The following is a 22,067-nucleotide window of genomic DNA, read 5'->3' as shown; positions in this document are numbered from 1 at the left end:
CCTCGCCGCTCGCCGCGAAGTCACGCTGCCGGTCGCCGTTCCGGCGCCCCGCCCCGTCGCCGACGAGCAGGTCGAGCTGCGCCTCGCCGCCTGACCGGGCGCCGCCAGCACACGCAAAAAGGGGGAGCGTCGCCGCTCCCCCTTTTCGTTTGCGCTCATGCGCGGGCCCTTTTCCTTTGCGCGGAATGCGCGGCGCTTATTTCACGCCGTGCATCCAGTATTTCAGCGGCCAGCTCAGCAGCAGGAGCAGCACGCCGAGGAGGATCGCCGCGATCGAGATGGTGGTGAACACGTCGACATAGACGGTGAGGCTGGTCTTGAGGTTGGTCACCTGGCCACCCACCGTGTCGACGCTGGCGAACTGCGCGATCACGCCGGCGAAATATTGCGCCACCGAGATCGACAGGAACCACACGCCCATCATCAGCCCGACCACGCGCGCGATCGACAGCTTGGTGATCATCGACAGGCCGACCGGCGAGATGCACAGCTCGGCGAAAGAGTGGATGAAATAGAGGCCGGCCAGCCACCAGATGCCCACCTGGAAATTGGCATCGGCATAGCGGGAACCCCAGACGAGCAGCAGGAAGCCCGCCGCCACGCCGATCAGCGCGATGCCGAACTTGACCGGGATCGACGGCTCCAGCCCGCGCTTCGCCAGCGCGGTCCACAGCATCGACATGAACGGCGCGAGCAGCACGATGAAAGCCGCGTTGAAGAACTGGGTCTGGCCCGCGGTGATGGTGAACAGCCCGAACACGGAGAGATCGGTGTTGCGGTCCGCGAACAGGGTGAGCGACGAGCCCGCCTGCTCGAACAGCGTCCAGAACACCACGTTGAAGACGATCAGCACCATCGCCGCCAGCATCATCTGGAACTCGGTCCTGCTGCCCGCGAGGAACGACCAGACCAGGATCGCCGGCACGCCGAGCAGGAACGAGCCGAACAGCAGCTTGCCCATCAGCGGCAGCGACGCGACATAGCCGAGGAAGCCGGAACCCGCGGCGGGCGCGGCCGAGTGCATCAGGTTGACGTAGAGCAGGTAGAAGAGCGGCACGACGCAGAGCGCCACCGCATAGATGATCCATTGCTGCGCGTTCACGCCCGGCTTGGCCGGCGGCTCGCCATAGCCGTCGAGCTTGCCGCCGTTGAACTGGATCAGCGCCCAGGAGATCATCATGCCGATCGCGGCAAGGCCGAAGCCCCAGCTCCAGCCATAGGCCACGGCGAGCCAGGGGCAGAGGATCTGCGAGAAGAGCGAGCCGGTGTTGATGCCCATGTAGAAGATGGTGAAGCCGCTGTCGCGTCGTCGGTCGCCCTGCTCGTAGAGTTCGCCGACCATGGTGGAGATGTTCGGCTTGAAGAAGCCGTTGCCCACCGACACCATCGACAGCGCGATCAGCATCACCATCACGTAGAAGGCGTTGCGGTCCGCGCCGGATTCGAAGCTGCCCTTCTCGACCTTGCGGGCGACGGCGCCTGCATCGAGCAGGTCGACGGTGCCGTCGTCATTGCCCTTGATCTCGAGCTTCTTCGCGCCGTCGACTACGTAGCGGACTTCCTTGCCCTCCGCCGACTTGCCGATCGAGACTTCGTAGCGCTGGCCGTCGATCGTCGCATGCGGCTTGGCGGTGGGCCCGCCGAAGCAGAGGATCAGATAGCCGAGCGACATGATGATCGCGCCGAACTTCACCGCACGCTTCGAGCCCAGATACTGGTCGGCCAGATAGCCGCCGATCAGCGGGGTGAGATAGACGAGGGCGGTATAGCCGCCATAAAGGCCGGTCGCCTCGCGGTCGCCGAACATGAAATGCTGCGTGAGGTAGAGCGTCAGCAGCGCGCGCATGCCGTAATAGCCGAAGCGCTCCCACATCTCGGTGGTGAACATGCGCGCCAGCTGACGGGGATGCCCGAACCACGTCTTCTCCGCGGCGGGATTGACGTGGGTGATGTCCGGTTCTGCCGGACTGTCGGCGGTTGGAGTTTCGACCATGCGGTTTATTGCCCTTTAGATATCGGTTCCGGGTCATGGACCCGGCGCATGGGCGGCCAAACTAGACGGAATGAAGCGGCTGTAAAGCATGGGCCGTTGTGCGCAGCATCCCCGGACGGCGCGCATCGGAGCAACGCGCTGACATGCGAGCCCGCTCTATTGGAGCACGATGGTGGCGCCCACCTTCAGCAGGCCGCGAATGTGATCCGGCGATCGCCCGCCGCTATAGGAGAACTCGAACCGTCTGGCACCGCTGCTGGCCCTGCTGACGGCAAAGACGGTGGCCGCTATCGCGAATTGCCGATATGGCGTCCTGAGCGGTCCATTGAGAGTGATCACGCCCGAGGTTGCGTCCAGCCAGGTGACGGCCTTGATCCTGCCGGCCTGCGGATAACGCGGATCCGCAACCAGCGCCTCGCCCTCGGTCATGCCCTTCCTCCTCGATACCGGCTTCCGGCGGCGAGCTTCCCGCCGAACCATTGGGCAGTCGAATCGTTTTACCACCGTTTCGATCGCACTCCACGGCTTGGCGCGCCCGCAAGCCGACCCTAGATGCGCCCCATGGCCTTCAACGACACCTCCACCCCGCTCTCGCTCCTCCGCACCCGCCGCTCGGGCAAGCCGCGCGACATGGCCGGGCCCGGGCCCCGCCCCGAGCAGCTCGAGGCGATGATCGGGATCGCCGCACGCACGCCCGATCATGGCAAGCTCTTCCCCTGGCGCTTCGTGATCGTGCCCCCGGCGGCGCGGGCCGCGCTGGGCGAGCGGCTCGTCGCGATATTGCGTAGCGAGAAGCCCGACTGCACGGCACGCGACGAGGAGGCGGCGCTTCAGTTCGCCAGCCAGGCGCCCGCGCTGGTGGTGGTGCTCTCCGCGCCCGTGGTGCCGCACAAGATCCCGGCCTGGGAGCAGGAGCTCTCCGCGGGCGCCGCCTGCATGAACCTGCTCCACGCCGCGCACGCCATGGGCTTCGCCGGCGCCTGGATCACCGGCTGGGCCGCCTATTCGGACGCGGTGCGCGACCTGTTCGGGAACGCACCGCAGAAGATCGCCGGATTCGTCTTCATCGGCACCCCCGCCCTGCCGCTGGAGGAGCGCCCGCGGCCCCTACTGTCCGAAATCGTACATACGTGGAATCCGGGGTATGGACCCGACGCCTGATTGGTGTATTATCGCAGCATGACAGCGCTAGAGCATGAGGACAGCCCGGTCTACCTCAAGCTGCGCGCCAGCATCGCCGCGGCGATCCTGCGCGGGCAATACCGGGCAGGGGATCAGCTTCCGTCGGTGCGCGCGCTGGCGGCCGAGCACGGCGCGAATCCGCTCACGGTGGCCAAGGCCTATCAGAGCTTCCAGGACGACGGCTATGTCGAGGTGCGTCGCGGCGTCGGCATGTTCGTGCTGCCGGGCGCGGTGGAGAAGCTGCGGATCGCCGAGCGCGAGCGCTTCCTCACCGGCTATTGGCCGCGCGTGAAGGAGCATATCGCGCTACTCGGCCTCGACGCCCGGGAATTGTTCGACCGCGAAACCGCCTGAGCCGGGCCATGTCCCGCTGGCCCGGCGCCCGCGCGCTGCCGTTCCTCGCCGCGCTTTCGTGGCTCTGCCTCGGCGCGCACGAACTGGCCCATCATCTCGCCGGCCGCGTCGTCTGCGGTGCCTGGGGCGGCATGACGCTGGCCAGCTTCACCCTGCCCGATGCCTGCCCGGCTTCGGCCGCCTGGATCGCGGCGCTGGCCGGGCCGGCGCTCAGCTGGCTGCTGATCTATGCGGGCGCCGCGCTGCGCGGTCCGCTGGGCCTGTTCCTGATCTTCGCCAACCTGCCGCTCGCGCGCATCGTCACCGTGGCGACGGGCGGCGGCGACGAGCGGATCATCGGCAGGGCGCTGTTCGGCGATGCCCTCGGCTTTCCCGCGATGCTGGCGCTCACCGTGGCGCTCGCGCTGCCGCCGCTCCTCCTTGCCTGGCGCCGGCTGCCCCGCCGTCACCGGATGGCGGGCTTCGCGGCCCTGCTCGTGCTGCCGATGCTGTGGGACCTGTTCTTCAAGCGCATGCTGATGGGCGCGCTGCTGCCCGCCGAGCCGGTATGGAACGGCGTGCCCGCCGCGATCCTCGCCAGCCATGCGGCGGCAGCGCTGCTCCTTCTCCTCTGCTGGCCGCGCGGCCGGACGGCATAGGCGGCCCATGCTGATCATCACCGGCACCTTCCGGCTGCCCCCCGCCAATCTCCATGCCGCGCGGCAGGCGATGGCGGCGATGGTCGCGGCCAGCCGCGTCGAGGCCGGCTGCCTCCACTACAGCTATGGCGAGGACGTGTTCGATCCCGGGCTGATCCATGTGACGGAGCATTGGGCGGACCATGCGACGCTGGCGGCGCACGGGACCAGCCCGCACATCCGGGCATGGCGGGCCGCCTGGCCCGGGCTCGGCATCGGCGATCGCGATCTGACCCTGTTCGAGGCGGATGGCGGCAGGCCGGCCTAGGTGTTCAGTCCCAGCTTCCCAATATCTCCGCCACGGCGCGGAGCACCTGCGGCTTCATCTGGACGAACAGGTGGCTGCTGCGCACCTCGACCGCCCGGCATTCGGCGCCCTCGCCCTCCCGGCAGATCAGCCCGTTCACGAACCCGTCGCTGCGGCTCCAGATCGCGGCCGACGGCATCGGGAGCGGCCGCGCCGCTTCCTCCAGCCGGCGAGTCACGGCGGGATCGGCGATCCTCTCGCCGGTGAGCGCCTGGAAGGCGCGCCATACGTTGGTGGCGCCGGGCGGGCCGGCGAAAGGCGCGCTGACGGTGAGGACGGCGCGGACCAGATCGGGACGGCGATGCGCGACGATGCGGCTCATCACCCCGCCGAGCGAAACGCCGATCAGCGTAACCTTCCCGCCGGTCTCGCGCTCGATCTCCTCGACCCGGGCGATCAGCTTCTCGCACTCGGGCCCCACGCTGCGCACGCCGAAATTGCGGCCGAGCCGCCAGGGATAGGGGCGATAGCCGAGCCGGCGCAGCATGCCGCGCAGCACGAAGTTGGAGCGATCGGTGTTGCCCAGGCCGGGCGAGACCAGCACCGGCCGGCCATCTCCCCGCGGCAGCCCGGCGATGCGGAAACGGGCGAGCTCCGCCAGGGTGAGCGCGGCGCGGGCCGGCTCGAGCGCGAAGGCAAGGCGGGGCGGCGGCTCGGTGGCGGTTTGCGGGATCATAGCCACAGCATTACTCCCCAGGGCAGCGGCGTCCATATGCCCATCCGCACGCCCGCCGCGCGCAGGCCCCGGCCGGTCCATTCGTTGCAGGTGCGAAGCGCGCTATAGCCGCCCTTGGCCGAATAGAAGGCGTCGCGCGCGCCATAGCCGCGCACCACCGGCCCCGCGGCGAAGCTGCCCCGGACATAGGCAACCAGCCGGCGATATTCCTCGGGCCGCAGCAGCACCGCGCGCACCGATCCGTCCACGCGCGGCGCGGGCACATGGGCGACATGGACCACAGTCGATCCCATGCCGGCCAGCGCCTTGGCGGTACGCCAGGGATCGATGTCGCGCCAGCGGGCGGTGTGGAGGTAGAAGTCCCGATTGCCCCAGCCGATGGCGAGATAGGGCTCGGCGCCGTAGCGGGGATCGCCCAGATGCTCGGGCCGGGCAATGTCGCGGAACGCGGCGGCGGGCAGGATCAGATCGGTATGCGCGCCATTGTCGGCGACATAGATGCGCACGCCCGTGGCCGGCGGCGCCCGCCCGCCATTCGCGGCGAACCCCGCGCCCAGCGCCGCGGCCACGAGATAGAGCGCCACCGGCAGCACCAGCACTCCGATCAGCCGTATCGATATCCGCATCAACGCCCGCAACCGGCCATCCCCCATTTCGCACCTGCACCATCGCATGCTATGCTATTTTCATGGCTCACGACACGCATGTGCTCGATCGCCCGCCTGAGGGCGCGTCGGCCGACTGGACGATCCCGCAGAATTGGCAGGCCTATACCGCCGAGGAGCACGCGACCTGGGACAAGCTCTATGCGCGCCAGGCGAAGCTGCTGCCGGGCCGCGCGAGCAAGGCCTATCTCAACGGTCTCGACGCGCTGCGCCTGTCCGAATCGGGCATTCCCAATTTCGAGGAGCTGAGCGAGCGGCTGATGAAGCTCACCGGCTGGCAGGTGGTGGCGGTGCCCGGGCTGGTGCCCGACAATGTGTTCTTCGATCACATGGCCAATCGCCGCTTCGTCGCCGGCAACTTCATCCGCCGGCCCGACCAGCTGGACTATATCCAGGAGCCGGACGTCTTCCACGACGTGTTCGGCCATGTGCCGATGCTCGCCGACCCGGTGTTCGCCGACTATCTCGCGGCCTATGGTCGCGGCGGCAACCGGGCGCTCGAGCTGGGTGCGCTGAAGCAGCTCGGCCGGCTCTACTGGTACACGGTGGAATTCGGGCTGGTCCGCGAGGAAGGCGATCTGCGCATCTATGGCGCGGGGATCGTCTCTTCCTTTGCCGAGAGCGTGTTCGCGCTGGAGAGCGACAGTCCCAACCGCATCGGATTCGACCTGAAGCGCGTGATGCGCACCGACTATCGGATCGACGATTTCCAGCAGAATTATTTCGTCATCCCGAGCTATGCCGAGCTGCTGCGCGCCACGGTGGAGACCGATTTCGCTCCGCTCTACGACGAGATCCTCGGCCAGCCCGACATCCCGATCGCGGAGATCCTGCCGGGCGACGAGGTGATCACCCGTGGCACCCAGGAATATGCCAACTCGAAACGCTAGCCTCGTCATCCCCGCGAAAGCGGGGATGACGTTGGGGTGTGGCGCTTCCCGGCCCTACCAGCTCCCGAACCCCGGCGCCTCGCCCTTGCCGCGGCTCAGCCGGGTCACCCGCTCCGTCCCGTAGCGCACGCGCTTCGCCAGGGTCAGTGTCGGCCAGTCGCCGCGATCGGCACGGTGGACGAGGCGCAGGCCCTGCCGGCGATAGGCCTGCGCCACCGTCTCGGCCTGCCCGGCCAGCAGCCCGGCGAGAATCAGCGTGCCCCCCTCGGCCAGCACCGCGCCCACGCTCGGCGCCAGCTCGACCAGCGGACCGGCGAGGATGTTGGCGATGACGAGGTCATAGGGCGCCCGGCCGATGAGCAGCGGATGCTCGACCCCCGCCGCGGCGGCGAGCGCCAGCGCGCCCTGCCCGCCGCCGAGCCGCACGCCGTTCAGTTCGGCATTCTCCGCGGTGACCGCCACCGCGCGCGCATCGATGTCCGACGCCGTGGCATAGGCGCGCGGCCAGAGATGGAGCGCCGCAAAGGCGAGCAGCCCGGTGCCGGTGCCGAGATCGAGCACGTTCTCGAAGCGCTTGCCCTCGCGCTTCAGCCGGTCGAGCGCGAGCAGGCAGCCCGAAGTGGTTTCGTGCGTGCCGGTGCCGAAGGCGAGGCCGGCATCGATGCGGAAGGCCGTGGCGCCCGCGGGCACTCTGCCCTTGTTGGTGGCGGTATGGACATAGAAGCGGCCGGCATGGACGGGCTCGATCCCGGCCTGGCTGAGCGTCACCCAGTCGGCGTCGCGCACCTTCTCGGCCACCGCCTTCACGCCCTTCGCGCTCGGCGCCAGCGCCCGCACCGCGTCGAGCGCGGCGCTGTTGGGCTTCGATTCGAAAAAGGCCTCGAGCTGCCAATGGTCGGGATCGTCCTCGATCCGCTCGCTGGTCAGCAGCACGGGCATCGGCTCGATGCCGAACAGCGCCTCGTCATCGGCGTCGATGGCCTCCGCTTCGGCGCGGGTGCAGGGCAGGATGAGCTTCCAGCTCGACATCAATCGATCTCCACGGGACGCGCGACGACCACCTTGAGATCGGGGATCTCGATCGCGCGATATTGCAGCTTGCGGCCCTGGCGCATCAACAGCGCGAGGCGGGTCGGGCTCTGCATCCAGGCCTTGTCGATCCCGTCTATCCCGGCGAGCAGATAGGCCTGGCGCCCGGTGGCGAGATCGCCGACCAGCACATCCTCACGCGCGCCATCGGCGGCGCGGACGCGGAACACATAATAAGCGAGCGGGGCCTTCTGCGTGTCCACGCCTTCCTCCCCCGCACCCGCCATCGCCGGCAGATAGTCGCGGGAGACGATCCGGCGGCCATTGTCCGGCAGCAGCTTGCGGCTGGCACCGCTCGCCTTGTCGAGCAGGATCACGTTGCGCTCGTCCGGCGCACCCCCGCCCGAATAGGAGCCGGCATCGCCGCGCCGGATCGAGGAATCGGTGGCGATCACGATCTCCTGCGCGTTGGTGCCGTGCAGCGGATTGACGGCGGCGACGGCGTACACTTCCTTGGCGGCCTTGGCCTCGACCTGCGCCGGGGCATCGGCATTGCGATGCCCGCGCGTGAGCATCACGCCGCCGATCAGGACTCCCGCCAGGATCACGATGCCCGCCCCGACCACGGCCAGCGCGCCGACGAGGAGGCCGCCGACGAAAGGCGGGCGCGCCGCCAGGGGGAGCCGGGGCCCGGGGCTATCGGACATAGCTCGCTCCGTTGATGTCGAGCACCGCACCGGTCATCGAGGGCGGCGCGGCCAGCGCGCAGAAGCGAGCGAGCACGGCCACTTCGTCGGCATCGGCCACCCGGCCGAGCGGGATGTCGGCGAGCAGCTTCTCGCCGCCGCGGCTGGCGAGATAATCGTCGGCCATGCCCGTCATGGTGAAGCCCGGGCAGATCGCGAAGGCGAGGATACCGCTGCGCGCATAGCCCCGGGCGATGCTCTTGGTCATGCCGACCATGCCCGCCTTGGACGCGGCATAATGCCAGTGCGCCGGGCTGTCGCCGCGATAGGCGGCGCGGCTCGCCATGTTGACGATGCGGCCGGGGCGGCCCCCGGCCTGCCAGTGGCAGATGGCGAGGCGGCAGAGCTCGGCCGAAGCGGTGAGGTTCACCCGCATCGTCCGCTCCCAGCTCGCCACCCAGTCGTCATGCTCGATGTCGAGCGGATTGCTCTCGAACACGCCAGCATTGTTGATGAGCACGTCGATGCGGCCGTCGAGCGCGTCGAGCGCCTGGCTCCACAGGGTCCGGGGCGCCGCGGGATCGGCGAAGTCGGCGCGGATGCCGCTCCTGGTGCCCTGTCCGATCAGGCGCACCGCGTCGTTCTTGAAGCTCTCGGCGATCGCGGCGCCGATGCCGCGGCTCGCGCCGGTTAGGAGGATGTGGGTGGCCATGCGCCTGACTAGCGCGTCGGCCCGTCCCCGTCATCCCCGCGAAGGCGGGGGTCCAGAGTAGCAAGTGCTGTCCTGCTTGCCCCTGGAGCCCTGCCTTCGCGGGAATGACGAAGCGCTTCAGGCAGCGACGCTGCTGGAGAAACTGTCCGCGGCGACACGCAGCTTGTGGAGACGGTCGTCGACTTCGGCCACGTCCTTCTGGAGCGTGTCGATCTCGTGCGTCACCGACTTGGTATCCTCGCGGATGGCGCCGATGGTGGCGGACATGGAGTCGGCGGCGAGCGCGGTCTCGTCGACCGCCGCGGTGATCGCGGTGACGGTCTGCGCCTGGACCTCCATCGCGCTGCGGATGCGGTTGGCGCTTTCCTGCACCTCGCTCACCGTCGAGCGGATCGAGGCGTTGGTCTCCACCGTGCTCTTCGTCGCCGACTGGATCGCCGCGATCTTCGCCGCGATATCGTCCGTCGCCCGCGCCGTCTGGTTCGCCAGGCTCTTCACTTCCTGCGCCACCACCGCGAAGCCGCGACCCGCATCCCCCGCCCGCGCCGCCTCGATCGTCGCGTTCAGCGCCAGCAGGTTCGTCTGCCCGGCAATGTCGCGGATCAGCCCCAGGATCGATTCGATCGACTTGGCATGGTCGCTCAGCGCCTCGCTCATCCCCACCGCGTCGGTCGCCTGCGACGAGGCGCGCGTCGCGATCCCCGCCGCCGCTTCCACTTCCATCCGCGCATCCTCGATCGCCCGGATCAGCCCGGCCGCCGTCTGCGCCGCCTCGCGCATCGCCACCGCAGACTGCTCCGCCGCCGCCGCAACCTCCGATGCCTTGCCCAGCATCCCCCGCGCCGAGCCCGAGGCCCCCTGCGCCTGCACCCGGATGCGGTTGGCGAGGCCGGTGGCCCCTTCGATCGATTCGGCGATGCTCGCCTTGAACTGCAGCGAACGGTCGCGGCGCGCCTGATCGGCATGGGCCGCGTCGCGCGCGCCGAGATGGCCGGCCATCAGATCGGCCTCGGCCATCGCCATGCGCATGACCACGTCGCACAGCCGGCCCAGCCTCTCGGCATCGTCCGGCAGCGCCTCGCGCAATGCCCGCATCGTCTCGCTGTGCGCGAAGGAAAAGGCGGCGATCACCGCCGGCAGCGGAATGCCCGCCGCATAGGTCTGCGCGGCATAGCCGCACACCATCTCGACCCATTCCTCGCTGAACGGCTTCTCGAACTTGGTCGCGCCATAGCGGGCGCCGTGCGCTACCTGCTCCTCATAGCCGCGCGGGTCGTCCAGGATCCTGCGCATCGGCTGGCTGGCCGGCATCGCCTTGAAGTGGCGCCAGAACGCTTCCGCGATCTCGCGCTGGCGATGGCCGATCAGCGCGACGATCTCGCGGCAGCCCGCTTCGACCAGGCCGTCCCAATCATATTCGCGGCGGTGATCCTCCACCGTCCGGGTGCCGCCGCTCCAGCGGCCGGGCTCGCGCGTGGCTACCATCTGTCCCTCTCCCTCAGGCCGCGACCTTGGCGATGAAATCGCTCGCGCTGCCCTTCAGGCTGCCGAGCTGGCCCTCGAGCGCGGCAAAGCCCTGACCGACCCGGTCGATCTCGCTCGCCACGGCCTCGGTATCCTCGCGGATGGCGCCGATGGTGGCGGACATGGAGTCGGCGGCGAGCGCGGTCTCGTCGACCGCCGCGGTGATCGCGGTGACGGTCTGCGCCTGGACCTCCATCGCGCTGCGGATGCGGTTGGCGCTTTCCTGCACCTCGCTCACCGTCGAGCGGATCGAGGCGTTGGTCTCCACCGTGCTCTTCGTCGCCGACTGGATCGCCGCGATCTTCGCCGCGATATCGTCCGTCGCCCGCGCCGTCTGGTTCGCCAGGCTCTTCACTTCCTGCGCCACCACCGCGAAGCCGCGACCCGCATCCCCCGCCCGCGCCGCCTCGATCGTCGCGTTCAGCGCCAGCAGGTTCGTCTGCCCGGCAATGTCGCGGATCAGGCCCAGGATCGATTCGATCGACTTGGCATGGTCGCTCAGCGCCTCGCTCATCCCCACCGCGTCGGTCGCCTGCGACGAGGCGCGCGTCGCGATCCCCGCCGCCGCTTCCACTTCCATCCGCGCATCCTCGATCGCCCGGATCAGCCCAGCCGCCGTCTGCGCCGCCTCGCGCATCGCCACCGCAGACTGTTCCGCCGCCGCCGCAACCTCCGATGCCTTGCCCAGCATCCCGCGCGCCGAAGCGGAGGTGTGGCTGGCCTGGACGCGGAGCTGCTCGCCCTCGCGCGAGGCGCGCTGGACGGTGCCGCCGATCGAATCGCGGAAATCCTCGGCGAGCCGGTCGCGCGCCGCCTGGGCGCTGTGCTCGCGATACATGTTGTAGATCTCGACGGTGATGTCGCCCTCCAGCGCGGAGAGGCGCATCAGCGTGTCGATCAGCCCGGCGAGTCGCCGGTCCTCGGTGCCGACCCGGCGGATCAGTATCTCGAGCGCCACCCGGTCGCTCGCGCTGATCATCGAGAGCAGCGCCATCGGCGGCACGTTCGCGGCATAGGCGGCGGCGACCGAACGCTCGATCGATTCGATCCAGGGCCTCCCCTCGGCGTCCAGAAAGCGGTTCCGGAGGAAGACGACGCCGAGATCGATCATCTTCTGCGTATCGTCGGGCGCCCAGCTGCGCTCGTCGGCGAAGCAGCGCAGCCATTGCTGCCAATAGGCTTCCGAGACCGCGCGGATCTCCGGCTCCAGCGCCTCCCAGGCGGCGCGGCCCGAGGCGGCCAGCGACCCTTCGAAATCGAAGATGCGAAGACGGGCGCGCACGTCGATGCGGGCGGCCGTGGAGCCCGGTGCCGGCAGATCCTCAAGCGAAACGGCGTTGGTCACGAAACTTGTCCCCTTTGCGGCCGCGGGACGATCGGCCACTTGCCCCGGGATATGCGGGCGAAGTGGTTAAGGCGGGGTTAGCCAAGCCGGCGGTTGCGCATGCCAGCTTGCATCCGGCGGCATCGGGATTAAGGAGACGGCACCGACCGAGGAAGGACATAATCTTGGCCAATGTGCGCAACGAAGCGCGACCCACGTCGCCGCATCTGTCGATCTGGAAGTGGGGACCCGCGATGGCGGTCTCCATCACCCACCGCGTCACCGGCAGCGGCATGGCGACCGTAGGGACGATCCTGTTCGTCTGGTGGCTGGTCGCCCTCGCCTCGGGCCCGGCGGCCTATGCGGCGTTCCTCGACCTGTTCACGGTCAAGTCCGGCGCGCTCAACATCGCCGGCTATGTCTTCGGCATCGGGCTGACCCTGTCCTTCTTCCAGCACATGAGCTCGGGCATCCGCCACCTGTTCCTCGACCAGGGCGCCAATTTCGAGCTCAAGGCCAACAAGACCACCGCGCTGCTGACCTATGTCGCCGCGATCCTCCTCACCATCGCCTTCTGGGGCTTCATCATCTGGGGTAAGACCAATGGGTAACGGCACCAGCATCGGCAAGGTCCGCGGCCTCGGCTCGGCGCATGAAGGCGCACACCATTGGTGGCACCAGCGGCTGACCGCCGGCGCCAACCTGATCCTGACGCTGTGGTTCGTGCTCAGCATCGCGCTGCTGCCGGCCTATGATTTCGAGACCGTGCGCCACTGGATCGCCCAGACCCAGGTCGCCGTGCCCCTGATCCTCCTGGTCCTCACCACTTTCTATCACTTCCGCCTCGGCCTGCAGGTGGTGATCGAGGACTATCAGCACGACGAGACGCACATCGTGCTGATGGTGCTGCTCAACTTCTTCACGCTGGCGGCAGGCACCACCGCCGTCTTCTCGATCCTCAAGATCGCCTTCACGGCGGGGGCAGCGCTCTGATGCCAAACAATTCTTCTGGCGCCTACAAGATCATCGACCACAGCTATGATGCCGTCGTGGTCGGCGCCGGCGGCTCGGGCCTGCGCGCCACCATGGGCTGCGCCGAGGCCGGCCTGAAGACCGCCTGCATCACCAAGGTGTTCCCCACCCGCTCGCACACCGTCGCGGCGCAGGGCGGCATCGCCGCCTCGCTCGGCAACAACACGCCCGATCACTGGTCGTGGCACATGTTCGACACCGTCAAGGGCTCGGACTGGCTCGGCGATCAGGACGCGATCGAATATATGGTCCGCGAAGCGCCGCAGGCCGTGTACGAGCTCGAGCATGCCGGCGTGCCGTTCAGCCGCAACGACAATGGCACGATCTACCAGCGCCCGTTCGGCGGCCATATGCAGAACATGGGCGAAGGCCCGCCCGTGCAGCGCACCTGCGCCGCGGCCGACCGCACCGGCCACGCCATGCTCCACGCGCTCTACCAGCAGAGCCTGAAATACGACGCGGACTTCTACGTCGAATATTTCGCGCTCGACCTGATCATGGAGAACGGCGCCTGCCGCGGCGTGATCGCTTTGTGCATGGAAGACGGCTCGATCCACCGCTTCCGCAGCCACGCCGTCGTCCTCGCCACCGGCGGCGGCGGCCGCGTCTACCAGTCGGCGACCTCGGCGCACACCTGCACCGGCGACGGCAACGGCATGGCGCTGCGCGCGGGCATCGCGCTGCAGGACATGGAGTTCGTCCAGTTCCACCCGACCGGCATCTACGGCGCCGGCGTGCTCATCACCGAGGGCGCGCGCGGCGAGGGCGGCTACCTCACCAACTCCGAGGGCGAGCGCTTCATGGAGCGCTATGCCCCCTCGGCCAAGGACCTTGCCAGCCGCGACGTCGTCGCGCGCTCGATGGCGATGGAGATCCGCGAGGGCCGCGGCGTGGGCAAGGAGAAGGACCATATCTTCCTTCACCTCAACCATATCGACCCGAAGATCTTGCACGAGCGGCTGCCCGGCATCACCGAGACCGGCAAGATCTTCGCCGGCGTCGACCTGACCCGCCAGCCGCTGCCGGTGGTGCCGACCGTCCACTACAACATGGGCGGCATCCCGACCAATTATCACGGCGAGGTCGTCCACAATAAGGATGGCGATCCGGACGCGGTGATCCCCGGCCTGTTCGCGGTCGGCGAAGCGGCCTGCGTGTCGGTGCACGGCGCCAACCGCCTCGGCTCCAACTCGCTGATCGACCTGGTCGTGTTCGGCCGCGCGACCGGCCTGCGCCTGAAGGAGCTGCTCAAGCCCGGCATGAAGCACAACGAGCTGCCCAAGGGCTCGGAGGAATTCGCGCTCGGCCGCCTCGATCACTTCCGCAACGCCAAGGGCGCGCGCCCGACCGCCGAGGTCCGCGCCGATATGCAGAAGACGATGCAGCGCCACTGCGCGGTGTTCCGCGACAGCGCCCTGCTCGCCGAGGGCGTGAAGCACATGCAGGACGTCTACAAGGGCTTCCAGGACGTCGGCATCCAGGACCGCTCGCTGATCTGGAACACCGACCTGGTCGAGACGCTGGAGCTCGACAACCTGATCGGCCAGGCCGTCGTCACCATCGAGTGCGCCGCCAACCGCAAGGAAAGCCGCGGCGCGCACATGCACGAGGACTTCCCCGAGCGCGACGACAAGAACTGGATGAAGCACACCGTCGCCACCTTCGAAGGCTGGGGCGGCAAGGGCGGCGCCACGAGCATCGATTACCGCCCGGTCCACGACTACACCCTCACCGACGAGATCGAGTACATCAAGCCGAAGAAGCGGGTGTATTGAGCCTTCGACAGCAGGTTCCGGAAGGCCCGTTCGCCAGGCGCGAGCGGGCCTTTTGCTTTGGCGGAAAGACCTAAGCCACTCTCCCGGTTGCCGACATGCACCTGGTCCTTGTTTCCCGTCTCCCTGTTCGCCATCCTGACGCGGGAACGGCGGCTCGCGATCGGATGCCTCGCCTGGCTCATCCCGCTCTATCCGCTCGCCGCGGTCTGGCATTGAAGGGCGTCGATCCCCAGATGCGGTAGCGGGCCGGGATCGCCGTCCCCGCTTGACACCGCTCCCGCACCCGCGAGAGTGGGCCGTTAACGATCTCCGGGGGTCTCGCGCCTGCCATGCGTATCGCGTTCGCCATCCTTGCCGCGGCTGCCGCGCTCGCCGTCACGCCCGCCGCCGCCCAGTTTCGCGCGCCGGAGCACAAGGCGGAATGGCCGGGAATGGTCTCGGGCAGCGACGGCATCGAGGGGCTCGATCCCGGCCCCGAGCTGCAGCGCGGGCGATCCGCCAGGGCGATGCTCGCCGATGCCCGCAAGCTGAACGTCGCGCTCAACGCGCTCCAGCCGCAGCGCAAGGCACTGGTCGACGCCTATATCGTCTCGGTCGCGCTCGACAGCGATCCGGTGTTCGCGCGGGAGGCGCGCGAGGCGGGCAAGGTGCTCTCGCGCCGCTTCGATGCCGCCGGGCGCACCATCGTCCTCGCCGGCAGCACCGGCACCATGCCGAGCGAATTGCCGAACGGCTCGCTCACCAGCCTCACCCTGGCGCTCGCCCGGATCGCCGAGGTGATGGACAAGGAGCAGGACGTCCTCGTCCTCTACGCCACCAGCCACGGCGCCCAGGTGGGCATCGCCTATCATGACGGCGACGAGGGCTATGGCATACTGAGCCCCAGGCGGCTCCAGACGCTGCTCGACGAACTCGGCATCCGCAATCGCGTGCTGATCCTGTCGGCCTGCTATTCGGGCATCTTCGTCGGGCCGCTCTCCAGCCCCGACACCGCATTGTTCACCGCCGCCTCCTCGGATCGGCCGAGCTTCGGCTGCGAGGCCCATAATGACTGGACCTTCTTCGGCGACGCGATGATCAACCATGCGCTTCGCAAGAACCAGCCGCTCGAAAAGGCCTCGGACGAGGCACGGATGATGATCGGCGACTGGGAGGGCGCCGCGCGGGTGCCTCCCTCCAATCCGCAGGTCAGCATCGGCGACCATGTCGCGGCCTGGCTGGCCCCGCTCGAGGCGCGCATGCCCCAGACCGACACCCCGCCCGTCGGCCGCCCGTCGACCGATGCGCTCAAGACCGGCGAATGAAATGGCCGAGCAGGAGACTCTCCTGGAGCGACTGATCCCGGGCGACCTGGAGCATCAGATCCCCGCGGCGATCCAGAAGGCGCTTCCGGGCGGATTCCGCAACCGGCTGCTGCAGATCGGCCTCGGCCTGCTCATCACCTTCGGCTTCGCGTTCATGGTCCGCCGCTGGGTCGAGCGACGCGAGGCGCGGCGCCGGGCGCTGGCGCCGCGGCCGGCCGCGCCCGCGCTTCCGCCGATACCCGAACCCGAAGTGCTCGCGGCGATTGCCGGCATGCACGAACCCGCCCCCCTGCCCGACGACGGCACCCAGGCGACGCGCTACCCGCTGCTCGCCCAGCCGCACGTGGCGCTGTCCGGTCCGGTCGACCGGACGATGTACGCCAGCTTCCGCGAACAGCTTGCCGCCGCGCCGAAACAGGGCATGCTCGTCGTCTCGCTCTCCACGCCGGGCGGCGATCCCGAGGTCGCGCGGCTGATGGGCGACGAGATCCGGCTGCTGCGCGAATATTCGGGGCGCGAGATGCTCTTTATCGGCAAGGTCGCGGTCCAGTCGGCGGGCACGCTGTTCATGGCCGCCTTCCCGGCCGACAAGCGCTTCCTCACCCGCGGCACGCGGCTGCTGATCCAGGAAGGCATCCTCGACCGCCACCTGACGCTGACCGGCTCGCTCGATCGCTGCGCCGCCACCCTGAAGACCGCGCTGCACGAGATCGAGGAAGCGGCGCGGATCGAGGAGGAGGGCTTCCGCGCGCTCGTGGCGGGCACGCGCCTGCCCTTCGAGGACCTCCGCGCCCGGGCATCCGACGGCTGGTACGTCGAGGCCGAGGAGGCGCGTTCGCTGGGCCTGGTGCTCGACATCATCTGAGAGGTTGAGCGGCGCGGCGCGATTGGCTATCGCGCGCCCAAGCATAAGGAACCCCTCGATGGCCGAATTCCGCCTTCCCAAGAACAGCCGCATCTCCACCAAGGGCCGGGAGCACAAGGCGGATCCGGGCGCGAAGAACGTCAAGAAGTTCAAGATCTACCGCTACGATCCCGATGCGGGCCAGAATCCGCGCTACGACACGTTCGAGATCGACCTGGACGAATGCGGCCCGATGGTCCTCGACGCGCTGATCAAGATCAAGTCCGAGCAGGACTCGACGCTCACCTTCCGCCGCTCGTGCCGCGAGGGCATTTGCGGCTCGTGCGCGATGAACATGGACGGGCGCAACGGCCTCGCCTGCACCACCGCGATCGAGGACATCAAGGGCGACATCCGCATCACGCCGCTGCCGAACATGGACGTGATCAAGGACCTGGTGCCCGACTTCACGCACTTCTATGCCCAATATGCCTCGATCAAGCCGTGGCTGCAGACCGTGTCGACCACGCCCTCGGGCAAGGAGCGCCTCCAGTCGCCGGCCGATCGCGAGAAGCTGGACGGCCTGTACGAGTGCATCCTGTGCGCCTGCTGCTCGACCTCGTGCCCAAGCTATTGGTGGAACAGCGACAAGTTCCTGGGCCCGGCGATCCTGCTCCAGGCCTATCGCTGGCTGGCCGATTCGCGCGACGAGATGACCGGCGAGCGCCTCGACGAGCTCGAGGATCCCTTCCGCCTCTATCGCTGCCACACGATCATGAACTGCGCGAACGTCTGCCCCAAGGGCCTGAGCCCGGCCAAGGCGATCGCCGAGATCAAGAAGATGGAAGCCGAGCGCACGCTCTGATCCCGTGAGCCAGCCTGCGCCCGAGCATTTCTTCTACGAGGACGATCCGGACCTGCCGGGCTGGAAGCGCTGGCAGATTCTGGATCAGGGGCGGTTCAACAGCTTCATCGGCGCGCTTTCGGTGAAGGCGACGGGGGAGCGGACCGCACTGGTCCGCCACCGCTTCGAGCGCCGGCATTCGAACCTGCGCGACCATGTCCATGGCGGCGCGCTGGCCGGCTTCATCGACATGGCGCTGTTCGCCGCCGCGCGCGGCCTCGGCATCCTCGCCGGCCCGGCTTCCACCGTCGACATGTCGATCCAGTTCATCGCCGGCGGCGCGATCGGCATCGATACCCAGGCGGAAGTCGAGCTGCTGCGCGAGACCGGCCGCATGCTCTTCCTGCGCGGCGTCGTCCGCCAGGGCGATATCACCGTCGCCAGCTTCCTCGGCACCATCCGCAAGAGTTCTCCGCCCCAATGACCAGCGTCATCGAACGCTACCGCGCCCTTGTCGCCGCCGGTGAGCTCCGTCCCGATCCCGAACAGGCGATCGCGGCCGAGCGGCTGCACAAGCTCGCCGGCGAGCTGGAGGCGGTGCCGAGAAAGGGCAGCATCCTGTGGCGCGCGCTCGGCCGCCTGCCCGAGCCGCCGCGCGGGCTCTATGTCTGGGGCAGTGTCGGCCGCGGCAAGTCGATGCTGATGGACCTGTTCTACGAGAGCGTGAACATCCGCCGGAAGCGCCGCGTCCATTTCCACGAGTTCATGCTCGAAGTGCATGAGCGGCTGAACGAGGAGCGCAAGAAGGACACGCGCGACCCCGTGGTGAAGGTCGCCGATGCGATGGCCGAGGATGTGCGCCTGCTCGCCTTTGACGAGATGGTGGTGAACAATCCGGCCGACGCGATGATCCTCTCGCGGCTGTTCACCGAGATGATGGGCCACGGCCTCACCATGGTGGCCACGTCGAACCGCCCGCCGCGCGATCTCTACAAGGACGGGTTGAACCGCGAGCTGTTCCTTCCCTTCATCGAGCTGATCGAGGCGCGGATGGACGTGCTCGCGCTCAACGGGCCAACCGACTATCGGCTCGACCGGCTCGGACGCATGGACACCTGGCTGGTGCCCAACGGCCCCGAAGCGACGAAGCAGCTCTCCGCCGCCTTCTTCCGCCTGACCGATTATCCGGTCGAGGACGCCGCGCACGTGCCGGCCTGCGACATCGCGGTGCAGGGCGGGCGCGAGCTGCACGTGCCGAAATGCCTGAAGGGCGTCGCGGTCTTCTCGTTCAAGCGGCTGTGCGGCGAGGCGCGCGGCGCGGCCGACTATCTCGCCATCGCCCGGCGCTTCCACACCGTGATCCTGGTCGGCATCCCCCGGCTGGGGCCCGAGAACCGCAACGAGGCGGCACGCTTCGTCACGCTGATCGACGCGCTCTACGAGCACAAGGTCAAGCTGCTCGCCGCCGCCGATGCCGAGCCGCAGCATCTCTACGAAGCCGGCGACGGCCGCTTCGAGTTCGACCGCACCGTCTCCCGCCTCATGGAAATGCGCTCGGATGCCTATCTGGCGGAGGGCCACGGCGAACGATAGGCTGCCGACTCCGGCCAGCGGAGACGGCACATGACTCGGGATCAGCGCGACTTCGTGACCAAGGTGCCCGCGGTCACCCTGGGCTTCTGGATCATCAAGATCCTTGCCACCACGCTCGGCGAGACGGGTGGCGACACCGTCTCGATGACCTGGGAGATGGGCTATCTCGCCAGCACCGCGATCTTCATCGTCCCGCTGATCCTGCTCGTCGCCTGGCAGATCGCGGCCCGGCGCTTCCACCCTTTGCTCTACTGGGCGACCATCATCGCCTCGACCACGGCCGGCACCACCATGGCCGATTTCGCCACGCGCTCGCTGGGTATCGGCTATACCGGCGGCTCGGCCCTGCTGCTCGCCTGCGTGCTCGGCGCGCTGGGCCTGTGGCACGCGGTGCTGGGATCGGTCTCGGTCGACACGGTGCGCTCGCCCCGGGCCGAAGGCTTCTACTGGCTGACCATCACTTTCTCGCAGACGCTCGGCACCGCGCTCGGCGACTGGGCGGCGGACGATGGCGGGCTCGGCTATGCCGGCGGCGCGATGCTGTTCGGCGGCGCGCTCGCGGGGCTGGCATTGCTCTATTACCGGACCGGGACCAGCCGCGTCGCGCTGTTCTGGGCCGCCTTCATCCTCACTCGGCCGCTCGGCGCGACGGTGGGCGATTTCCTCGACAAGCCGCTCGCCAAGGGCGGGCTCGACTTCAGCCGCCCGCTGGCATCGGCGGTGCTCGCCGCGGCGATCCTCGTGCTGATCCTCGTCATTCCGCAGCGCCCGGGCACGCATCCGGGCAGCGCATCCCAGGGAGAGTGAGTTGAAGCCGACCCCTACATCATGGTGCGCGCTCGCGCTGGCGCTGACACCGTTTACCGCAAATGCCCAGACCCTGGCCGCCGCCGACCTGCGCCCCGGCCTGAGCCTCGACGGCGCCTGGCACTGGTCGGTCGATCCCTATCGCGACGGCGTCGCCGGCTTCCATGGCGGCCCGCCGGGGGAGAGCACCGCCCGCTTCCAGGACAGGATCCAGGCCGACGAGGCCGAGAAGCGCCCGACCGCGCTGTTCGAGTTCGACATGCAGCGCTCGCCGGTCACGCACCTGCCCGGCAGCTGGATCGGCCATGCGCCCGAGATGCGCTATTATCAGGGGCTGGTCTGGTATCAGCGGACCTTCGACTGGCAGCCGCCGGGCATGGGCAAGCGGGTGTATCTGCGCTTCGGCAGCGCCGACTATGCCGCCAGCGTGTTCCTGAACGGCAAGCCGGTGGGCAGGCATGTCGGCGCCTTCACGCCGTTCGCCTTCGACGTGACGAAACTGCTGCGCCCCGGCAGCAACCAGATCACGCTGGGCATCGATTCCGCGCGGACCGACAAGGACGTGCCCCCGCCGGTCACCGACTGGGAAACCTATGGCGGCGTCACGCGCTCGATCCGCCTGGTCACCGTGCCCGAGACGTTCGTCGACGACGCGTTCGTGCGGCTGGGCAAGGACGGCCGCATCGCGGTTTCCGCCCGCCTGCTCGGCCCCCAGGCCGCCGGCGCGCCGATCCGCCTGGCCATCCCCGCGCTCGGCGCCACGCTCGCGGGCCGCACCGATGGCGACGGCAACTGGACCGCCAGCCTCGCCGCCCCGCGCGCCCTCCAACGCTGGTCGCCCGACAGTCCGAAGCTCTACGATGTCGAGATCGCCAGCGGCGCGGACCGCTTCACCGACCGGATCGGCTTCCGCACGATCGAAGTGCAGGGCGACAGGATCCTGCTCAACGGCAAGTCGATCTTCCTGCGCGGCATCTCGATGCACGAGGAGGAACTGGGCAAGGATCCGGTGCGCGCCATGAGCCCCGCCGCCGCCCGCGCCCTGTTCGCCGAGATCAAGCAGGGGCTCCACGGCAATTTCGTGCGCCTGGCGCATTATCCGCACGACGAGGGCACCACGCGTCTGGCCGACGAGATGGGGCTGCTGGTGTGGAGCGAGGTGCCCGTCTATTGGCGCGTCGCCTGGGGCGATGCCGATACGCTGGCGACCGCGCGCCGGATGATCGCCGAGAATATCCGCCGCGACCGCAATCGCGCGGCGATCGTGCTGTGGAGCGTCGCCAACGAAACGCCGGTGAGCGACGCCCGCAACATCTTTCTGCGCACGCTGATCGGCGATGTCCGCGCGCTGGACGACAGCCGGCTGGTCACCGCCGCCCTGCTCAGCGCGCGCCAGGGCAAGGTGATGCGGATCGACGATCCGCTGGTGGGCGATCTCGATGTAATGGCGATCAACACCTATAATGGCTGGTACTCGGACGATCCGCTCGCCGCGCTCCCGAGCTTCGAATGGCAGAGCCCGGCCACCAAGCCGCTGATCTTCTCCGAATTCGGCGCCGATGCGCTCTATGGCTATCACGACATCGCCGCCGCCCCGCACAAGTTCAGCGAGGAATATCAGGCCGAATATTATCGCCGCACGCTCGAGATGGCGGCCAGGGTGCCGTTCCTGCGCGGGCTGAGCCCCTGGATCCTCAAGGACTTCCGCTCGCCGCGCCGGCAGCACCCGGTCTATCAGCAAGGCTGGAACCGCAAGGGCCTGATCTCCGAGACCGGCCAGCGCAAACAGGCCTTTACGGTGCTGGCCGAGGACTATGCGAAGCGGGAGAAGGCGGAGCGCTGACCCTTC

Annotated in this window: 24 protein-coding genes; 15 read left to right on the top strand and 9 right to left on the bottom strand. The window is 68.6% G+C overall.

Translation table 11 applies throughout. The features are described 5' to 3' along the window. Positions 1 to 196: 196 nt before the first annotated feature. Positions 197 to 1,993, bottom strand: coding sequence for a peptide MFS transporter (locus tag OMP43_RS02630; protein ID WP_280278046.1), 1,797 nt, complete (start codon positions 1,991 to 1,993; stop codon positions 197 to 199). 156 nt (positions 1,994 to 2,149) lie between these two features. Beyond that, the gene (locus OMP43_RS02625) at positions 2,150 to 2,422 is read right to left on the bottom strand and encodes a hypothetical protein (RefSeq protein WP_280278044.1); all 273 of its coding nucleotides are present in this window, start codon (positions 2,420 to 2,422) and stop codon (positions 2,150 to 2,152) included. A gap of 132 nt (positions 2,423 to 2,554) precedes the next feature. Here OMP43_RS02625 and OMP43_RS02620 point away from each other — a divergent pair, with 132 nt between their 5' ends. From OMP43_RS02620 to OMP43_RS02605, 4 genes are read left to right on the top strand one after another with little or no spacing between them, the layout of a single operon-like run. Further along, positions 2,555 to 3,154: a nitroreductase gene (locus OMP43_RS02620; RefSeq protein WP_280278042.1), complete on the top strand. Its 600-nt coding sequence runs from the start codon at positions 2,555 to 2,557 to the stop codon at positions 3,152 to 3,154. Positions 3,155 to 3,172: 18 nt separating this feature from the next. Then, complete coding sequence (locus tag OMP43_RS02615; protein WP_280278040.1) at positions 3,173 to 3,529, top strand: GntR family transcriptional regulator; 357 nt, start codon at positions 3,173 to 3,175, stop codon at positions 3,527 to 3,529. A gap of 8 nt (positions 3,530 to 3,537) precedes the next feature. Then, a complete protein-coding gene (locus tag OMP43_RS02610) occupies positions 3,538 to 4,167 on the top strand; it encodes a hypothetical protein (RefSeq protein WP_280278039.1) in 630 nt (209 codons plus the stop codon). Between the two features lie 7 nt (positions 4,168 to 4,174). Next, positions 4,175 to 4,474: a putative quinol monooxygenase gene (locus OMP43_RS02605; RefSeq protein ID WP_280278038.1), complete on the top strand. Its 300-nt coding sequence runs from the start codon at positions 4,175 to 4,177 to the stop codon at positions 4,472 to 4,474. A 4-nt stretch (positions 4,475 to 4,478) separates the two neighbouring features. Here OMP43_RS02605 and OMP43_RS02600 read toward each other — a convergent pair whose 3' ends face one another. Then, a complete protein-coding gene (locus OMP43_RS02600; RefSeq protein ID WP_280278036.1) occupies positions 4,479 to 5,189 on the bottom strand; it encodes an alpha/beta hydrolase in 711 nt (236 codons plus the stop codon). After that, a complete protein-coding gene (locus tag OMP43_RS02595; RefSeq protein ID WP_280278035.1) occupies positions 5,186 to 5,815 on the bottom strand; it encodes a TIGR02117 family protein in 630 nt (209 codons plus the stop codon). The genes OMP43_RS02600 and OMP43_RS02595 overlap by 4 nt, the downstream gene beginning before the upstream one ends. A gap of 62 nt (positions 5,816 to 5,877) precedes the next feature. On the opposite strand from OMP43_RS02595, the gene phhA reads away from it, so the two are divergent. Then, on the top strand, positions 5,878 to 6,744 hold the full coding sequence (phhA, locus tag OMP43_RS02590) for a phenylalanine 4-monooxygenase (protein ID WP_280278034.1): 867 nt from the start codon (positions 5,878 to 5,880) through the stop codon (positions 6,742 to 6,744). Between the two features lie 54 nt (positions 6,745 to 6,798). On the opposite strand, the gene OMP43_RS02585 is transcribed toward phhA, so the two are convergent. The 5 genes from OMP43_RS02585 to OMP43_RS02565 form a co-directional block, all read right to left on the bottom strand. Next, positions 6,799 to 7,773, bottom strand: a complete 975-nt coding sequence (locus OMP43_RS02585) for a 50S ribosomal protein L11 methyltransferase (protein ID WP_280278033.1) — start codon at positions 7,771 to 7,773, stop codon at positions 6,799 to 6,801. Beyond that, positions 7,773 to 8,480: a hypothetical protein gene (locus tag OMP43_RS02580; RefSeq protein ID WP_280278032.1), complete on the bottom strand. Its 708-nt coding sequence runs from the start codon at positions 8,478 to 8,480 to the stop codon at positions 7,773 to 7,775. The genes OMP43_RS02585 and OMP43_RS02580 overlap by 1 nt, the downstream gene beginning before the upstream one ends. After that, complete coding sequence (locus OMP43_RS02575) at positions 8,470 to 9,171, bottom strand: SDR family oxidoreductase (RefSeq protein WP_280278031.1); 702 nt, start codon at positions 9,169 to 9,171, stop codon at positions 8,470 to 8,472. The genes OMP43_RS02580 and OMP43_RS02575 overlap by 11 nt, the downstream gene beginning before the upstream one ends. Before the next feature lie 117 nt (positions 9,172 to 9,288). Then, complete coding sequence (locus OMP43_RS02570; RefSeq protein ID WP_280278030.1) at positions 9,289 to 10,656, bottom strand: methyl-accepting chemotaxis protein; 1,368 nt, start codon at positions 10,654 to 10,656, stop codon at positions 9,289 to 9,291. Positions 10,657 to 10,669: 13 nt separating this feature from the next. Continuing rightward, positions 10,670 to 12,013 carry a methyl-accepting chemotaxis protein gene (locus OMP43_RS02565; RefSeq protein WP_280278103.1) on the bottom strand — a complete coding sequence of 448 codons (1,344 nt, stop codon included), beginning with the start codon at positions 12,011 to 12,013 and terminating at the stop codon, positions 10,670 to 10,672. Positions 12,014 to 12,204: 191 nt separating this feature from the next. Here OMP43_RS02565 and sdhC point away from each other — a divergent pair, with 191 nt between their 5' ends. The 10 genes from sdhC (at position 12,205) to OMP43_RS02515 (ending at position 22,061) form a co-directional block, all read left to right on the top strand. Beyond that, positions 12,205 to 12,630: a succinate dehydrogenase, cytochrome b556 subunit gene (gene sdhC, locus OMP43_RS02560; protein ID WP_280278028.1), complete on the top strand. Its 426-nt coding sequence runs from the start codon at positions 12,205 to 12,207 to the stop codon at positions 12,628 to 12,630. Then, complete coding sequence (gene sdhD, locus OMP43_RS02555; RefSeq protein WP_280278027.1) at positions 12,623 to 13,012, top strand: succinate dehydrogenase, hydrophobic membrane anchor protein; 390 nt, start codon at positions 12,623 to 12,625, stop codon at positions 13,010 to 13,012. Before sdhC ends, sdhD begins: the two co-directional genes overlap by 8 nt. Next, positions 13,012 to 14,826 (top strand): succinate dehydrogenase flavoprotein subunit, encoded by a 1,815-nt coding sequence (gene sdhA / locus OMP43_RS02550; RefSeq protein WP_280278026.1) that lies wholly within the window; start codon positions 13,012 to 13,014, stop codon positions 14,824 to 14,826. Before sdhD ends, sdhA begins: the two co-directional genes overlap by 1 nt. A 329-nt stretch (positions 14,827 to 15,155) precedes the next feature. Next, on the top strand, positions 15,156 to 16,130 hold the full coding sequence (locus OMP43_RS02545; protein ID WP_280278025.1) for a C13 family peptidase: 975 nt from the start codon (positions 15,156 to 15,158) through the stop codon (positions 16,128 to 16,130). Between the two features lies 1 nt (position 16,131). After that, complete coding sequence (locus OMP43_RS02540) at positions 16,132 to 16,995, top strand: ATP-dependent Clp protease proteolytic subunit (protein ID WP_348538585.1); 864 nt, start codon at positions 16,132 to 16,134, stop codon at positions 16,993 to 16,995. 58 nt (positions 16,996 to 17,053) lie between these two features. Further along, positions 17,054 to 17,839, top strand: coding sequence for a succinate dehydrogenase iron-sulfur subunit (locus OMP43_RS02535; protein ID WP_280278023.1), 786 nt, complete (start codon positions 17,054 to 17,056; stop codon positions 17,837 to 17,839). 4 nt (positions 17,840 to 17,843) lie between these two features. Then, a complete protein-coding gene (locus OMP43_RS02530; RefSeq protein WP_280278021.1) occupies positions 17,844 to 18,302 on the top strand; it encodes a PaaI family thioesterase in 459 nt (152 codons plus the stop codon). After that, positions 18,299 to 19,411 carry a cell division protein ZapE gene (gene zapE, locus OMP43_RS02525; RefSeq protein ID WP_280278020.1) on the top strand — a complete coding sequence of 371 codons (1,113 nt, stop codon included), beginning with the start codon at positions 18,299 to 18,301 and terminating at the stop codon, positions 19,409 to 19,411. Before OMP43_RS02530 ends, zapE begins: the two co-directional genes overlap by 4 nt. 30 nt (positions 19,412 to 19,441) lie before the next feature. Beyond that, positions 19,442 to 20,218: a hypothetical protein gene (locus tag OMP43_RS02520; protein ID WP_280278018.1), complete on the top strand. Its 777-nt coding sequence runs from the start codon at positions 19,442 to 19,444 to the stop codon at positions 20,216 to 20,218. A 1-nt stretch (position 20,219) separates the two neighbouring features. Beyond that, entirely contained in the window at positions 20,220 to 22,061 is a 1,842-nt protein-coding gene (locus tag OMP43_RS02515) for a glycoside hydrolase family 2 TIM barrel-domain containing protein (RefSeq protein WP_280278017.1), read from the top strand. Positions 22,062 to 22,067: the final 6 nt, after the last annotated feature.

It is taken from the genome of Sphingomonas sp. CBMAI 2297, from assembly GCF_029870595.1.
GTDB lineage: Bacteria > Pseudomonadota > Alphaproteobacteria > Sphingomonadales > Sphingomonadaceae > Sphingomonas.
This window is presented reverse-complemented; position numbering and strand designations above follow the sequence as displayed.

Coding starts and splice junctions, on each gene's coding strand:
- OMP43_RS02540 (WP_348538585.1), top strand. CDS start 16,132: ATGGCCGAGCAGGAGACTCTCCTGGAGCGACTGATCCCGGGCGACCTG.
- OMP43_RS02595 (WP_280278035.1), bottom strand. CDS start 5,815: ATGCGGATATCGATACGGCTGATCGGAGTGCTGGTGCTGCCGGTGGCG.
- OMP43_RS02575 (WP_280278031.1), bottom strand. CDS start 9,171: ATGGCCACCCACATCCTCCTAACCGGCGCGAGCCGCGGCATCGGCGCC.
- OMP43_RS02620 (WP_280278042.1), top strand. CDS start 2,555: ATGGCCTTCAACGACACCTCCACCCCGCTCTCGCTCCTCCGCACCCGC.
- OMP43_RS02605 (WP_280278038.1), top strand. CDS start 4,175: ATGCTGATCATCACCGGCACCTTCCGGCTGCCCCCCGCCAATCTCCAT.
- sdhD (WP_280278027.1), top strand. CDS start 12,623: ATGGGTAACGGCACCAGCATCGGCAAGGTCCGCGGCCTCGGCTCGGCG.
- OMP43_RS02615 (WP_280278040.1), top strand. CDS start 3,173: ATGACAGCGCTAGAGCATGAGGACAGCCCGGTCTACCTCAAGCTGCGC.
- phhA (WP_280278034.1), top strand. CDS start 5,878: ATGGCTCACGACACGCATGTGCTCGATCGCCCGCCTGAGGGCGCGTCG.
- OMP43_RS02625 (WP_280278044.1), bottom strand. CDS start 2,422: ATGACCGAGGGCGAGGCGCTGGTTGCGGATCCGCGTTATCCGCAGGCC.
- OMP43_RS02600 (WP_280278036.1), bottom strand. CDS start 5,189: ATGATCCCGCAAACCGCCACCGAGCCGCCGCCCCGCCTTGCCTTCGCG.
- sdhA (WP_280278026.1), top strand. CDS start 13,012: ATGCCAAACAATTCTTCTGGCGCCTACAAGATCATCGACCACAGCTAT.
- zapE (WP_280278020.1), top strand. CDS start 18,299: ATGACCAGCGTCATCGAACGCTACCGCGCCCTTGTCGCCGCCGGTGAG.
- OMP43_RS02570 (WP_280278030.1), bottom strand. CDS start 10,656: ATGGTAGCCACGCGCGAGCCCGGCCGCTGGAGCGGCGGCACCCGGACG.
- OMP43_RS02585 (WP_280278033.1), bottom strand. CDS start 7,773: ATGTCGAGCTGGAAGCTCATCCTGCCCTGCACCCGCGCCGAAGCGGAG.
- OMP43_RS02520 (WP_280278018.1), top strand. CDS start 19,442: ATGACTCGGGATCAGCGCGACTTCGTGACCAAGGTGCCCGCGGTCACC.
- OMP43_RS02610 (WP_280278039.1), top strand. CDS start 3,538: ATGTCCCGCTGGCCCGGCGCCCGCGCGCTGCCGTTCCTCGCCGCGCTT.
- OMP43_RS02545 (WP_280278025.1), top strand. CDS start 15,156: ATGCGTATCGCGTTCGCCATCCTTGCCGCGGCTGCCGCGCTCGCCGTC.
- OMP43_RS02630 (WP_280278046.1), bottom strand. CDS start 1,993: ATGGTCGAAACTCCAACCGCCGACAGTCCGGCAGAACCGGACATCACC.
- OMP43_RS02535 (WP_280278023.1), top strand. CDS start 17,054: ATGGCCGAATTCCGCCTTCCCAAGAACAGCCGCATCTCCACCAAGGGC.
- OMP43_RS02580 (WP_280278032.1), bottom strand. CDS start 8,480: ATGTCCGATAGCCCCGGGCCCCGGCTCCCCCTGGCGGCGCGCCCGCCT.